Raw genomic sequence first — 13,403 nt, 5'->3', positions numbered from 1 at the left:
GGGGGGGGGGGGGGGGGGGGTTGGGGGGGTTGGGGGGGGGGCGGGGGTGGTGCGGGATGGCCGGTGGGCCGGACGGGGACCGGGAGTAGTGCCGGACGGCGGCATTCACCTCCTGCTGATCGCCGCCCACCAGCAGCGCCGGCGGCCGATCACGAAGACCGGCCTCCCCGTCCAGGACGCCTTCCTCAGGATGCGCGGGGCGCCGTCAGGACCTGGAGGCTGTGGGCGGTGAGGGTGAGTGTCGACTCGGCGGGGAGGGCGGCCGGGGCCGGTGCCGTGGGTTCGGCGGTGTCCAGGACGGTGTTCCATTCCCGGCCGAGGGCGGCGGAGGGGAGGCGGAACTCCACGGGCTCGTGGTGGGCGTTGAACAGCAGCAGGAAGGAGTCGTCGGGTGCGGGCTCACGTTCCGCGCGTTCGGTGTCGCTGTCGCCGCCGAGGTGGACGGTGAGGGCGTGGGCATCGTTGCGCTGCCAGTCCTCGTCCTGCATGAGCTGTGCGTCCGGGCGCAGCCAGGCGATGTCGGCGCGTTCGACGGGGAGGGTGTCGCTGGGGCCCAGCAGGAAGCGGCGGCGGCGCAGGACGGGGTGTGCACGGCGCAGGCGCAACAGGCCCGCGGCGAAGTCGTTGAGGTGGCGCTGGTCGTCGTCGAGGTCCCAGTCCATCCAGGCGGTTTCGTTGTCCTGGCAGTAGACGTTGTTGTTGCCGCCCTGGGTGCGTCCGGTCTCGTCGCCGTGGGCGATCATGGGGACGCCCTGGGAGAGCAGCAGGGTGGCGAGGATGTTGCGTTGCTGGCGCAGGCGCAGTGTGTTGACGTCCGGGTCGTCGGTGGGGCCTTCGGCGCCGCAGTTGAAGGAGCGGTTGTCGCTTTCGCCGTCCTCGCCGTTCTCGCCGTTGGCCTCGTTGTGGCGTTCCGCGTAGGAGACCAGGTCGCGGAGGGTGAAGCCGTCGTGTGCGGTGACGAAGTTGATGCTGGCGCGCGGGCGGCGGCTGTCGTGCTGGTAGAGGTCCGGGGAGCCGGCGATGCGGGAGGCCAGTTCACCGAGTGTTGCCTCGTCGCCGCGCCAGAAGGCACGCACGGTGTCGCGGTAGCGGCCGTTCCACTCGCTCCACAGGGCGGGGAAGTTGCCGACCTGGTAGCCGTCCTCGCCGATGTCCCACGGCTCGGCGATGAGCTTGACGCGGCCGATCACCGGGTCCTGCTGCACGATGTCGAGGAACGCCGAGAGCCGGTCGACCTCGTGGAACTGGCGCAGCAGGGTCGCGGCCAGATCGAAGCGGAAGCCGTCGACGTGCATCTCGGTAACCCAGTAGCGCAGCGAGTCCATGATCATTTGGAGGACGTTCGGGTGCCGCATGAGCAGGCTGTTGCCGGTGCCGGTGGTGTCGAAGTAATGGCGCGGGTCGTCGTCGACGAGCCGGTAGTACGCCTGGTTGTCGATACCGCGGAAGGACAGCGTCGGCCCCTGGTCGTTGCCTTCGGCGGTGTGGTTGTAGACGACGTCGAGGATCACTTCCAGGCCGGCGGCGTGCATTGCCTTGACCATGGATTTGAACTCGTCGACCTGCTGGCCGCGGCTGCCGCCGGCGGCGTAGGCGTTGTGCGGGGCGAAGTAGCCGATGGTGTTGTAGCCCCAGTAGTTCGACACTCCCCGGTCGGTCAGGAACCCGTCCTGGGTGAACTGGTGCACGGGCATGAGTTCGACGGTGGTGACCCCCAGCTCGACCAGGTGGGCGATCACGGCGGGGTGGGCCATCCCGGCATACGTGCCGCGCAGTTGGTCCGGCACCTGGGGGTGCCGCTGGGTCATGCCCTTGACGTGGGCCTCGTAGATCACGGACTCGTGGTAGGGGTGGCGCGGCGGCCGGTCGTCGCCCCAGTCGAAGGAGCGGGCGTCGGTGACGACACCCAGCATGCCGTGCCCGAGCGAGTCGCTGTCGTCGGGCAGGTCCGGCTCGCCCGCCCGGTGGCCGCTCAGCGAGGGATGCCCGTCGATCTGTCCGTCGACAGCCTTCGCGTACGGGTCCAGGAGCAACTTGGCCGGGTTGCAGCGCTGTCCGTTCGCCGGGGCGTACGGTCCGTGGACGCGGTAGCCGTAGCGCTGCCCGGGACCGACACCCGGCAGGTAGCCGTGCCAGATGGATCCGTCCACCTCGGGAAGCGCCACTCTCTCCTCCCCGCCGTCGTCGTCGATCAGGCACAGTTCCACGTTCTGTGCCACCTCCGAGAACAGGGCGAAGTTGGTGCCGGCACCGTCGTACTCGGCACCCAGGGGGTAGGCGCGACCGCTGTGAAGATCCATGCCCCGGGTCTGCCCCGAAGACCGTGCTCCACGCCAGGGACCACGCCGCTGGCGTGTGTTCAGCTCAGCCCGATGGCCGAGGCGCTCCGGCTTGCGGAGTATGTCGCCACGGGGAGAGCCGTGCGCGTTCAGCCGCCGGCGCGCCACCGATCCTCTGCGGACCCGTGCCGGGTCGGGTTCGAGGCGGGCCCACGGCCACTGCGGGGGCGATGGACGCGGAACGGGCGGCCCGGGCGGTGGTACGGGCGGCGTGGCGGCGCCGGCCGGAGGTGGTGCTGACGCCGGCGGCCAAGGCGGCGGTGCGGCTGCCCGGGCTCGCGCCGGCCATCACCACGCGGGTGATGACGCCGGCGGCGCAGCTGCTGCCCGCGGCCGGGCCCGCCCCGGAGCACGACGTGTCCGCGCGGTGGCGGCCCGCCGATCCGCCGGCTACTGCTGTCCGACCTCGATCTGACACGCGAGCGGCTCCTCGCCCGCAGACCGGGCCGCCGCCAGAGCCTCTGCTCCCGGCAATGCAGCCCTCGAGTACCGACGGACCCGGCCCCGGTCGCAGCCCGAGCCCGGCTCTGGTCCGCTTGTCGGACCGCCGGACCTGCCGGGCGGGGGCTCCGTGCCGGCCCCAGGAATCGTGCAAGGCGGCAAGGTCCCTCAGACGGGTGACGGGGTTGCGGGAACGGTCCGTCTTGATGGCAGCCGGCGCGCTCCCACGGACCAGAAGTCAGCGACCGCGGCCAACTAATCAGTCCTACCGGGCCGACGATCAGATCTTCGGATTCCGCCGACCAGTGCCGCACTCGCCGGCCGACTGTCGGCCTCTCCGCGGACGCGGCGCCCGCCACCCCGCCCGGTCGAGTTCCTCCCGCACGTCGAAGCCCTCCGCGCGCAGGTTGCCTTCCCGGGCCGCCCACGGTGCCCTTCGTCCGGTACGGTCCGGCCACCCCCCACGCCGCCTCTCGCGGGGGAGGGCACACCCGGGTGCCCCGGGGTGTTCAGCCGGCCTTGGTGAGGTTCTTCTCCAGGGCGGCCAGGTAGTTGGGCAGGTGGTGGTCCTTGACGGCATCGGTCTCGGGGGCGAACAGGTCGGCGCCCAGCCCCTTGGCCCGGTCCCGCAGTTTGGCCATCAGCGGCATGGCCTCGTGGAGCCTGCCGTCGGCATCGAAGTACCGCAGCGCGTCGACGTGCGTGTAGACGGGCTCGGGCGGCAACTGCGGGACGATGTCGTTGTTGTTGACGAAGCGGTAGCAGCGGTCGGCGAACGCCTTGTTGTGCGCGCCGGCCAGCAGCCGTTCGCACGTGCGGGGCTGGCCGAAGGTGTAGACGCCGTCGGCCAGCAGCCCGGGTTCCTCGAAGTACAGGCGGGCGCCGGCCAGCATCGCCAGCGCCGCGCCGAGGCTGTGGCCGGTGAACCAGACGCTCTGCCCCTCGGTGCGCAGCTCCAGGATGGTCTCGCGGACCTGCGGATAGACGGACTGCAGGGCCTGGTGGAAGCCGTAGTGGACGAAGCCGCGGCCCGCGGGTCCGGGAACGGGCGGGGTGTCGACGTCGGTGAGCCAGTCGCGGATCTTCGCGACCTCCGTGCCCCGGAACCCGGTGACGATCATGCGGTCGCTGGCCATGACGTACGCCTGGGTGTCCTCGATCGGGAACGGCATCTTGTGCGTCGACTCGAAGTACCGCACCTGCCCGAATCCCCACGCGTGGGCCTGGGCCTCGATGCCGTCCCGGTCCAGCGACGCCAGTCCGGCCGCGCGGGCCATCCAGTACGCGTGCGGCAGGGAGTAGCCGGTCATCGAGTGGTCCAGCGCGGGGATGGTCATCGGCGTCCTTCGCGAATAGCCGGCGGTGGGTCGCCCAGCAACCTAGCCCCGCGCCTGAACGCGAGGGAACCGACCGCGCCCTCCCTCACCCGAACGGACGCAGGCGGGGCGGTCCTCCATGCTCTGGACGACGCGCGGGCGGCCCACCGCGATTCGACCAGGGCCCTCGACCAGGGCGGCTGACACCCGCAGCAGACCGCGCCACCCAGGCACCGCCGGGGGAGGCGCCAAACGTCCCGGCTCCCGGTGGTCAGCCACTCAGAACACCTCTGCGGACGGCATGCGTCGTCGGGTCGGCTGACCGCCGGAACGCAAGGCCGTGCTATCGGACGGACACACCCTTGAGGGGTGCGAGGACGGCCTGACCTCGGCAGGGAGCTGGTGGACGGGATGCCCCGCCGCCGGATGCCCTGACCACCGTGCCGACGTCCTACTAAGACTTCCGTGAGCCCGCTCCCCGGAAGTTCTCGGTTGTCCTCCCGGCCTGTCCATCCACCACCCGGATCGGCGCCTGGTCGCATTTCCGCGGAGAATCGGTCGCCAGGACCGACGCACATCATCTCCGCACCGGCGTGAATATCTGGTGTCGCGACAGGAGAAACAGCCGCCTCCCGGGCATGCAATTCGTGGAAGCGCCGCGAAATTCGAGTCGCCACCGCACATGGCGACCCGCCCTGTGCTACCGTAGTGATCAGTTGCAGTAGTGGTTCCCAAAAGCTTCAAATGAACTCACTGAACCAAAGGCTCGGTGAGAGCATTTTTGTTTCCGGTGCTTTTTCCGGGTGGGGCAATCATCACGGCGACGCTGTACTTGCACAGTGCGAGCACAGGGCACCGCCCCGAAGGAGATATGACATGGCTACTGGCACCGTGAAGTGGTTCAACGCGGAAAAGGGTTTCGGCTTCATCGAGCAGGACGGTGGCGGCGCTGACGTGTTCGCCCACTACTCGAACATCGCCGCCCAGGGCTTCCGCGAGCTCCAGGAGGGCCAGAAGGTGAACTTCGACGTCACCCAGGGCCAGAAGGGCCCGCAGGCCGAGAACATCGTTCCCGCCTGACGCTGACGCGTACGACGTAGCTGGGGCCCGCACCTGAAGGGGTGCGGGCCCCAGCTCGTTTGCTTCACAGAATTCCCCGTGCACGGCAATGGCCTCACGGGCAGCGGTAGAACCGTCGGGTGACGTATCGCCCCGGCGAATCATGACAGGACAAAGACCGCTCTGGTCTTTCGGTCCGGTATTCAGAATTTCTTTCGGCGGGTCCCCGCACCTGTCGGCGCAATGGGAAGGCGTATCTTCCCGGCTTCGTTTTCTTTTCTTCGGCTCGTACTTGCGATTCTCCATGCGGCTCATGGCTGCCGGGAATTCCTCGATACGTGCCGCATCGAGGAAGGTTCCGCATGAACCGCACCACTCGCACGAACGACCGCTACTCCCGCACCGGCGGCTCTGCCGGCTCCTCACGGGGCGGCAGTGTCCGTTCGCAGTCCTCGCGTCCCTCGGGCACGCGCCGTTCCGGCGGCTCCGGTGGTGGCCACGCGCGTCGCCCCGGGCCGCAGGGTGAGTTCGCCCTGCCGGTGACCACCACTCCCGCGCTGCCCGCCGTCGAGGCGTTCGCCGACCTCGACATGCCTGCTCCGCTGCTGGCGGCGCTCGGTGCCGAGGGCGTGGCCGTGCCGTTCCCGATCCAGGCGGCGACCCTGCCGAACACGTTGGCCGGTCGGGACGTGCTGGGCCGCGGTCGCACCGGGTCGGGCAAGACGCTGGCCTTCGGCCTGGCGCTGCTGGCCCGCACCGCCGGTCGGCGTGCCGAGGCCCGCAAGCCGCTGGCGCTGGTGCTGGTTCCCACGCGGGAGCTGGCCCAGCAGGTCACCGACGCCCTCACCCCCTACGCCCGGCCGATGCGCCTGCGGATGGCCACCGTCGTCGGCGGTATGTCGATCGGCCGCCAGGCCGGCGCCCTGCGCTCCGGCGCGGAGGTCGTCGTCGCGACCCCCGGACGGCTGAAGGACCTCATCGAACGCGGCGACTGCCAGCTCGACCAGGTCGCCATCACCGTGCTGGACGAGGCCGACCAGATGGCCGACATGGGCTTCATGCCCCAGGTCACCGAACTCCTCGACCAGGTCCTTCCCGGCGGCCAGCGCATGCTGTTCTCCGCCACCCTCGACCGCAACGTCGACCTGCTGGTACGCCGCTACCTCACCGACCCGGTCGTCCACTCCGTCGACCCCTCCGCGGGCGCGGTCACCACGATGGAACACCACGTGCTGCACGTCCAGGTCGCCGACAAGCACGCCACCATCATCGAGATCGGCGCACGCGACGGCAGTGTGATCATGTTCCTCGACACCAAGCACGCGGTCGACCGCCTCACCAAGGACCTCTTGCAAAGCGGCGTACGTGCCGCGGCGCTGCACGGCGGCAAGTCCCAGCCGCAGCGCACCCGCACCCTGGAGCAGTTCAAGTCCGGGCACGTCACGGTGCTGGTGGCCACCAACGTCGCCGCCCGCGGCATCCACGTCGACAACCTCGACCTGGTCGTCAACGTCGACCCGCCGACCGACCACAAGGACTACCTGCACCGCGGCGGCCGCACCGCCCGCGCCGGCGAGTCCGGCAGCGTCGTCACCCTGGTGATGCCCAACCAGCGACGCGACATGACCTTTCTGATGGCCGACGCGGGCATCACCCCGCTCACCACGCAGATCCGCTCCGGCGAGGCCGAACTGAGCCGCATCACCGGTGCCCAGGCCCCGTCGGGCGTGCCCGTCACCATCGCCGCGCCGGTCGCCGAACGCGCCAAGCGCCGGTCGGCCCCGTCCCGCGGCCGACGCAGCGGCACCGCCCAGGCCCGACGCTCCGCCACCACCCCGCGGACTCCGGGCGTCTCCGGTCGGGCCCTGGCCGGCGCAGCCGCCTGAGGAGCAGGCCACAGCCCTCCCGACTCGACCGCCCGTGGTCAAGCTCTCCATCAACTTGTGAGGCATCATGCGCTGTGTCATCGCCCGCTTCTCCTTCAACTTCGTCAAGAGCGAAGTGCTGGAATCGATGAAGGGCATCAAACCCGAACCCGTGACCGGTGAGTCCGTGATCATCGGCCGCCGCACCTACCCCGTCAAACAGGTCGGCGAAGTACTCACCCGACAGGACCGCCGCGACTTCTCCGCCGGCGAGGTCACCCGGGCGATGAGCCGCCTCGGCTTCACCTGCCGCCCCACCCCCGGGCACACCCCCGTACGAGTCCTCACCAGGCTCCAGACGGCGGCAGCACTGCTGGGAACCCCGACACCCGCATAACCAGCTCAGGCACACCCACCCCGAGACCCTGCGCCCTCCGCACGCCCCGAACACCCGGGCGAGTACCCGCGTACTCCGGCCGGCACAGCTGGGGACGCTGTGCTCGCCCTTGCGTATCCAGCCGTAGCCGATGCGGCCTTGGGTGCCGCCGCTGCGGGCGCAGGCGAGGTGCCGGCCCGCCCGCTCGATCAGGTGCCCGTAGGCCCCTTCTGCCTGGTACGGCACAGCACCTCCGGTCTCCAGGGCAGGGGGATCGCGGTCAGAAGTGTGGGTTCTCGACGGGCCGGTCGGTGTCGGTGGCTGCGGCGAGCAGTTCGGTCGGGTCGCCGGGTTCGAAGGAGTGCGGGTCGATCCACCAGCCCGCACGGGTGACGGTGCGGGCCTTGTTCTCCATGGCCTCCCATTCGGTCTCGGCGGTGTCGCCCTCGACGACGAGCGTGGTGCAGGCGGTGGCCAGGACCTGGTGCCGGCAGCGGGTACCCCAGGCCACGGCACGCTCGGTACCTTCCAGCTGCGGCATCCGGTACCGGGCCGACCAGGCTTCGGACTCCGCTTGCTCCTGGGCGCGCTTGGCCTCCAGCCAGGCGGCCTTGTCCCGTTCGTCGCCGTCGCGTGCGGTTCGCCAGTAGTCGGTACCCCCCTGCGTGGCGAGCCGCGCGGCGAAGCCCGCGCGGCGGTCGGCCGGTCGGACAGGTCGCGGGCTGCGCTGTGTCCGCAGGCGAAGCTCCAGCCCGTTTTCACGGCCATGGGGGCTGTTCCTTGCAGGAGTCCTCCACAGCGCTGTTTGGCGAGGGGAGGCCGTCAGTTCCCGGGGTTCAACTGCGGCCGGTATCCGGCTTCGGCTGCTGGACAGCGGAGCCGCCTGTGCCCTTGTGTTTCCTGGCTCCCGGTGCGGTTGCGGCGGGGAACCTGTGCTCGGTGGGAAGGTCGTGTCGCGCCCCTGGGTCAGTGCTGTGCGGCGTACATGTCTTCGATCGCCTTGAGTACGAGGTCGGGACGTTCCGTCGGCAGCTCGTGGGAGGTGCCCTTGGCGGTGACGAGCGTTCGGTTGGGTGCCTGCTTGACGAACGAGGCCGCGGCGTCACGCCAGCGCTGGGCGTCCTCGGGAGACCCGTCGAACGGGGTCTTCCCCGACACCATGACCGTCACCGGGACCGAGTCCGGCCACGTCACCTCATGGAATGCCCGATGCGCCGCGGCGAAGCCCTCCGCAGTGGAGATGAGCTGACGGTTCGCCGGCTTGTCGGGGTCCTTTCTCGCCGCGTCGACCTCCGGCTGGGTCGCCGCTACGAGACGGGGAATCTCCGTGTCCGTGAAGAACTGGGGGAGGTTGGCGTCGACCAGGACCGCACCGGAGAGCATCTTCGGATTGTCCCTTGCGAAGTAGTTCGCGATCTCGCCGGCCTGGGAGTGGGCCACCAACGTCATGTCAGTGCTGACGCCCAACTGCTTGAGCCCCGCCTCGAGGTCGCTGACGGCGCTCTCGACCTTCCACGGGCCGGGCACGACGTCGCTCCTGCCGAGGCCGGCCCGGTCGTAGGTGATGACAGTGGCGCCGGTGGCCGCGTGAAGTTCGGGGACGATGTCCTTCCACTGCGAGGAGTCCTCGCCGCCGCCCGAGTCCAGGACGATGGTGGAACCGTTGCCCCGCGTGACGAAGAAGGCCAGACGGTGACCGTTGTTGTCGACCATACGCAGCTGCGCTCCGGCCGCCTTACCGGTCCCCGCAGAGGCGGACGGCGGGGCGGAGCGGCTGGAGGAGGAACCACTGCCACCGCACGCCGTGACGGCACCGCCAGCCAGGGCCAGCAAGGCGAGGGACGACAGAACACGATACGCGGACCGGTGCTTGCGGGGAGTACGGGACATCAGTGATCCTTCGACGGCTGCGAGTGTTGGCGCCTGCACCATCATTCGCAGTCCCGGTTGCCCACACGACCCTGCTGGCATGTCGGTTGACGCTGACGCTGAGGCCAGTGAGCGTGGTGGGGATACCCCCCCGTGGGCGCGGGCCCGGGGTTTCGTCTGCCGCCACTACTCCGTCCCGCAAACGGGAGACCCTCGCAGTCCTCCCTCTCCCACTTGCCCCGCCCCATACGCCGCGACTTCGGCAGCGTGCACAGTCGACGTTGTCCACCGCCTCGTGGCTGTGCGGCCTGACCAGGTGCGTGACGTAGTGCGGCGGCCGTGGCGAAGGCCCGACGATGGATACCGATGCCGGGACCGCGCGGCGGCCCGGCGGGACAGCGGAGCGCGAAGTCAAAGCCCTACTCGCGGCCGAGCCGCTCCTGCCGGCCCCTCACACACAGGCCAGTCGTCCCCCGATCGTCCGCCACCACATCGATCCCACTCGAAGTCCGTGCCCGGCAGTCACGGCCGGCTGCGTGCACCGGATGCCCGAAGCGTTTCGTCTGGATCGTCGGTGGAGCCGGGTGATGACGACCGATCAGTCCTGCCTTGTCGCTCAGCACCAGCACTGTTGCTCCGACCGGTTGAATCCAAGGAGGCCGCGTTGAGGATCTCGTTCAACCGTCTGAGCTCGGCGCTTCCTTCTTCAGCGCCCTGACCTGGTTGGCGCCGTCGGGCGAGGGGCCTTCGCCGTGTGTGAACCTGACCGGGGATACTCGGGCCCCTGCGTATCGACTTCGATGCCGAGACCGTGGGACGCAAACCCGTTCTACAAGCTCCTCACCGCTGTCGTGGTGCCCCGGCCGATCGCCGGGGTGTCTTCGATCGGCGCGGACGGAACGTCCAATCTGGCCCCTCCGTGATTCGGCGGAAAGCGGTGCCGCTGCGGGGACGGTAGTCGGGAGAGTGGGATTCGGCAACGGCCCTGGGCACAGGTGGGTGCGCCGCTGTGGGGGGTGGTGTCCGAGGTCGGACTCGAACACTACGCCCACACGTTGGGACGGTCGGCGACGCTGGTGATGGCGTAGGTAAGTGGGTCAAGCCTTGACCCTGCCTGAATTAATGCCTCGTCCCGGGGCGTCCCTGGGACGGCCGCAGGCATGCGGAGTGGAGACTCGGTCATACGGGAACGGTGATGTCTGGAAGATGGCGGCCAAACAGGGGGCCGCTTTCGCGCGTCACAGCAGTGGCTTGACGTCTTCCCAGATCGCCACGAGGTCCTCGTGCCCGACCGCCGGGGGGCGGTAGCCACTCGCGCGGACGGAGTCCAAGAACTCGCCCGGGAGCCGCAAGTGGTGGCGCGAGACGTAGAACCAGAGATCGCCACGCCAGACCCAGGCGCCATCGGTGAAGATCGAGTCTCCGCCGAGGACACGCTCGGAAGAACCGAGCAGGTCAGCGACGACACCCATGGCACTGAAGATCTCTTCCCCGGCCCGCAGGTATCCGACGACCCGTTCCTCGTCGTCCGGAGGTTCGTGACCGACCAGGGTGACCAGGCCAGGCAGCGGCTCCGCCGTTACTCCCGGCCACAACTCCGCGCACACACCAAGAATCCTCATGCGCCATTCCCCTCGCTCGCCACAGCAATCCCGCGTCGACGGGCGTGCCGCGGTGCGGTCGTTCCCATCAGTGACCCCCTCCGTGGATCGGCAGGAACGTCCGCCAGTACCCGCCACCGAAGATCTCCGGTGTCTGTCCTGGCCCGCCCAGCCGACTCACACCCACCTTATTGGTCGGTGCTTTGACCGGTACTCCGAGGTGGTTGGCGACGCTCTGCGCAGCCGGGACCTCGCCGCTGTCCGGGGTGGACGTCCCGGTATGACAGGAGACAAGCCGGACCGGGCCGCCGTCGTAGGAGGGGTTGTTCCGCACGGCCTCCGCGATGTGTGTGGGGTGGGTGTCACCGGCGGGGAACCCGTGGCCGGCAGCGTTGACCCGGCCGGGTTCGAAGTAGCCGCGGTTGTTCCCATGTACCACGACATCGTGGTAGCCAGGTTCACTGCGGACGCTGTCGAAGTTGATCCGGGTGGCGTTGTCGTAGCCGATGGCCGTGGAGCCGTCGCGGTAGTAGACCGGGTCCCTGGAGGAGAGTTCGCCGTCTGGTGCGTGCGCGGGCGGGGCGGCGACATGGGAGTCGTCGGCCGTCCTGGCCCGCTGGGCGCGACGCGTTCCCATGTCGGCAGGGTTTGGTTCGCCCGAGAGGTCGTGATGGTCGGTGTCGGCCTCCGCACCGGTACGGGCCTGGCGGTGGGCGTCACCCACGGCTCGTGCTCCGCCCGCCGCCGTGGCACCGGTACCGGCGACGTCGGCGAGCTCGTGGTGCCCCCGGCCGTCGGCGTGCGGGTGGTGTTTGGCGGCGTTGGTGAGGTCGTCCTCGGCCTTGTCGAATTCGTCGGCGGCGGTGTGGATGTGCTGGCCGACGCGGTAATGGCCCTTGCCGAGGGCTTCAGGGAGTTTGCGGGCGAGGTCTTCGAGGAATTCGGTGGTCGGTTTGATGACCTTGCCGATGATGTCGCTCACTGTGTCGTCAGCCGCCGCTGGTGAAGGTCATGGAGGTGACACGGTTACGGAAGGCGTGGCCGACGGCGAGGTTGTTCTCGGCCTGGTGCAGGGCGGTGTCGCCGTGGGCGCGCATGGCGGCGGTGTCGACCTTGAGGCTGGGGCCGGGCCCGCCAACCGCCACGTGGGCAATTTCAGCGAACAGCAGCTTCTCCACGGCGTGGTCGAGCTGTTCCTTGAACGGCCCGGTGATCTTGTTGACGAGGGCGGACTCGGCGGTGGAGATGAAGTTGCTGATGATGTCGTTCATCGCGCCCTGCTGGATGCGGACCTGCACCAGCGCGGCTGCGTCCGACAGTCCCAGCGTCGCCACCGATCCGACCGCGTCTCCGATCAGCTCAGCAGCCGCGATGCCCAGTTGGGTGATGCACGCGTACTTCATCGTCGTGACCGCGTCCGCGATGACGACCAGGGCGTCCGCGAGACCGTGGCAGACCTCGATGAGCGTCCCCATGTGGCCCTGCGTCTGGTCCGCCCACATCTCCGCCAGCGAGGAGTAGGACTGCGCCTGGTACACCTGCGGGAGATCCCCAGTCACCATCCTGTGCGTCACATCGCGAGACGACTGGCACTCGTACGCGTAACGCCGCACCTCCCGCGCCGCGTCCTTCAGCTGGTCCTCGTCGATCTCAGGCCAGTTGAAGCCCAAAAGATTGACCACCTCGGCAAGATGATGCGGCAAGTTGATAGCCACACAGAAAGTCCCCCGGTCAGCCATGTGCATGCCCGAGGCATCATCCTATGATCACTCTGACGGCCTTCGGGTTCCAGCCGCACCGGGCGCATGGAGTTTCCTGGAGTCGTACTTGTCCTGCCAGACAGGCTGCGGCCGAACCAGAAAACCAAGCGCACGGTCCTGGACGACTGGGAGGGCAACCACGACACCGAGGCCCGACGTGTTCTCTACGTGGCCGGCTCACGGGCACAGGAGCTACTGGTGTGCGCAATTCATCGGGAGCACGTCAGTCGAGTTGCCGCGCTGCTCGATGCGAAGGGCATTTCGTACATCAAGCGGTAGCCGATGGGCTCAGCCCTCGCTGACCCGGATCGGCACGCCGTTCTCGTTGCGCTCGTAGGTGCGGCGGCTGTTCTTCTCGATCTTGCGGGCGACCTCGTCGCCGAGGTCGACGCCGTTCATCTCGGCGAGGGCCGCCAGGTAGAGGAATACGTCGGCCAGCTCCTCACCGAAGTCAGGTAGGCCCTTGCGCCAGGCGGTGAACGCCTCGCCGATCTCGGCCGTGAGTAGGCCGAACTCCAGTGGTACGTCCGTGGTGTTGAAGCCCTTGGCGGTCTTGTTCTCCCACGCGAGTTTCTGGGCGAGTTGGATGTCCACGGCTCCTCCGGCGGTGGGGTGGCGGGTGCGGTCGCAGCCTAGCCGGGGCCGCGACCGTACCCGAGGAAGGGCCCCAGTTTTCACCCCGTCGAGTCTGAAGGACGTGCGGGCCGGGGTCAGCCTGCGGGAGTCCTCATCGTCCCCACGGGGGGTCTCAACCGGGATGCCCGGGGCGGCGGGGCG

The 13,403-nt window shown here is 69.2% G+C and carries 11 protein-coding genes; 3 read left to right on the top strand and 8 right to left on the bottom strand.

Features of this window, described 5'->3' with window-relative positions:
• Window positions 1-185: 185 nt before the first annotated feature.
• Window positions 186-2,300 carry a glycogen debranching protein GlgX gene (gene glgX, locus POF43_RS04075; protein WP_271322705.1) on the bottom strand — a complete coding sequence of 705 codons (2,115 nt, stop codon included), beginning with the start codon at window positions 2,298-2,300 and terminating at the stop codon, window positions 186-188.
• A gap of 989 nt (window positions 2,301-3,289) precedes the next feature.
• Window positions 3,290-4,117 carry a lipase family protein gene (locus POF43_RS04070; RefSeq protein WP_271313482.1) on the bottom strand — a complete coding sequence of 276 codons (828 nt, stop codon included), beginning with the start codon at window positions 4,115-4,117 and terminating at the stop codon, window positions 3,290-3,292.
• Window positions 4,118-4,972: 855 nt separating this feature from the next.
• On the opposite strand from POF43_RS04070, the gene POF43_RS04065 reads away from it, so the two are divergent.
• The 3 genes from POF43_RS04065 to POF43_RS04055 all read left to right on the top strand — a co-directional run bounded on the left by POF43_RS04065 (window position 4,973) and on the right by POF43_RS04055 (window position 7,417).
• A complete protein-coding gene (locus POF43_RS04065; protein WP_069775160.1) occupies window positions 4,973-5,176 on the top strand; it encodes a cold-shock protein in 204 nt (67 codons plus the stop codon).
• Between the two features lie 341 nt (window positions 5,177-5,517).
• Window positions 5,518-7,041, top strand: a complete 1,524-nt coding sequence (locus tag POF43_RS04060; protein WP_271322706.1) for a DEAD/DEAH box helicase — start codon at window positions 5,518-5,520, stop codon at window positions 7,039-7,041.
• A 67-nt stretch (window positions 7,042-7,108) separates the two neighbouring features.
• Window positions 7,109-7,417: an SCO5918 family protein gene (locus POF43_RS04055; RefSeq protein ID WP_271313480.1), complete on the top strand. Its 309-nt coding sequence runs from the start codon at window positions 7,109-7,111 to the stop codon at window positions 7,415-7,417.
• A 259-nt stretch (window positions 7,418-7,676) separates the two neighbouring features.
• Here POF43_RS04055 and POF43_RS34760 read toward each other — a convergent pair whose 3' ends face one another.
• The 6 genes from POF43_RS34760 to POF43_RS04025 all read right to left on the bottom strand — a co-directional run bounded on the left by POF43_RS34760 (window position 7,677) and on the right by POF43_RS04025 (window position 13,220).
• Window positions 7,677-7,907: a hypothetical protein gene (locus POF43_RS34760; RefSeq protein WP_308217719.1), complete on the bottom strand. Its 231-nt coding sequence runs from the start codon at window positions 7,905-7,907 to the stop codon at window positions 7,677-7,679.
• 455 nt (window positions 7,908-8,362) lie between these two features.
• Window positions 8,363-9,286 (bottom strand): alpha/beta fold hydrolase, encoded by a 924-nt coding sequence (locus POF43_RS04045; protein WP_282704405.1) that lies wholly within the window; start codon window positions 9,284-9,286, stop codon window positions 8,363-8,365.
• Window positions 9,287-10,503: 1,217 nt separating this feature from the next.
• Window positions 10,504-10,887, bottom strand: a complete 384-nt coding sequence (locus tag POF43_RS04040) for a hypothetical protein (protein WP_271313478.1) — start codon at window positions 10,885-10,887, stop codon at window positions 10,504-10,506.
• A gap of 67 nt (window positions 10,888-10,954) precedes the next feature.
• Entirely contained in the window at window positions 10,955-11,848 is an 894-nt protein-coding gene (locus POF43_RS04035; RefSeq protein ID WP_271322708.1) for a DUF8616 domain-containing protein, read from the bottom strand.
• A 7-nt stretch (window positions 11,849-11,855) separates the two neighbouring features.
• Window positions 11,856-12,548, bottom strand: coding sequence for a WXG100-like domain-containing protein (locus POF43_RS04030; RefSeq protein WP_282704404.1), 693 nt, complete (start codon window positions 12,546-12,548; stop codon window positions 11,856-11,858).
• Window positions 12,549-12,914: 366 nt separating this feature from the next.
• Entirely contained in the window at window positions 12,915-13,220 is a 306-nt protein-coding gene (locus POF43_RS04025) for a MazG nucleotide pyrophosphohydrolase domain-containing protein (RefSeq protein WP_271322709.1), read from the bottom strand.
• Window positions 13,221-13,403 lie beyond the last annotated feature (183 nt).

The sequence above is a fragment of the Streptantibioticus silvisoli genome (assembly GCF_027947535.2).
GTDB lineage: Bacteria > Actinomycetota > Actinomycetes > Streptomycetales > Streptomycetaceae > Streptantibioticus_C > Streptantibioticus_C silvisoli.
Note: the sequence above shows the minus strand (reverse complement) of the source record. Positions and strands in the feature narration are given on the sequence as shown.

Coding starts and splice junctions, on each gene's coding strand:
- glgX (WP_271322705.1), bottom strand. CDS start 2,300: ATGGATCTTCACAGCGGTCGCGCCTACCCCCTGGGTGCCGAGTACGAC.
- POF43_RS04070 (WP_271313482.1), bottom strand. CDS start 4,117: ATGACCATCCCCGCGCTGGACCACTCGATGACCGGCTACTCCCTGCCG.
- POF43_RS04065 (WP_069775160.1), top strand. CDS start 4,973: ATGGCTACTGGCACCGTGAAGTGGTTCAACGCGGAAAAGGGTTTCGGC.
- POF43_RS04060 (WP_271322706.1), top strand. CDS start 5,518: ATGAACCGCACCACTCGCACGAACGACCGCTACTCCCGCACCGGCGGC.
- POF43_RS04055 (WP_271313480.1), top strand. CDS start 7,109: ATGCGCTGTGTCATCGCCCGCTTCTCCTTCAACTTCGTCAAGAGCGAA.
- POF43_RS04045 (WP_282704405.1), bottom strand. CDS start 9,286: ATGTCCCGTACTCCCCGCAAGCACCGGTCCGCGTATCGTGTTCTGTCG.
- POF43_RS04040 (WP_271313478.1), bottom strand. CDS start 10,887: ATGAGGATTCTTGGTGTGTGCGCGGAGTTGTGGCCGGGAGTAACGGCG.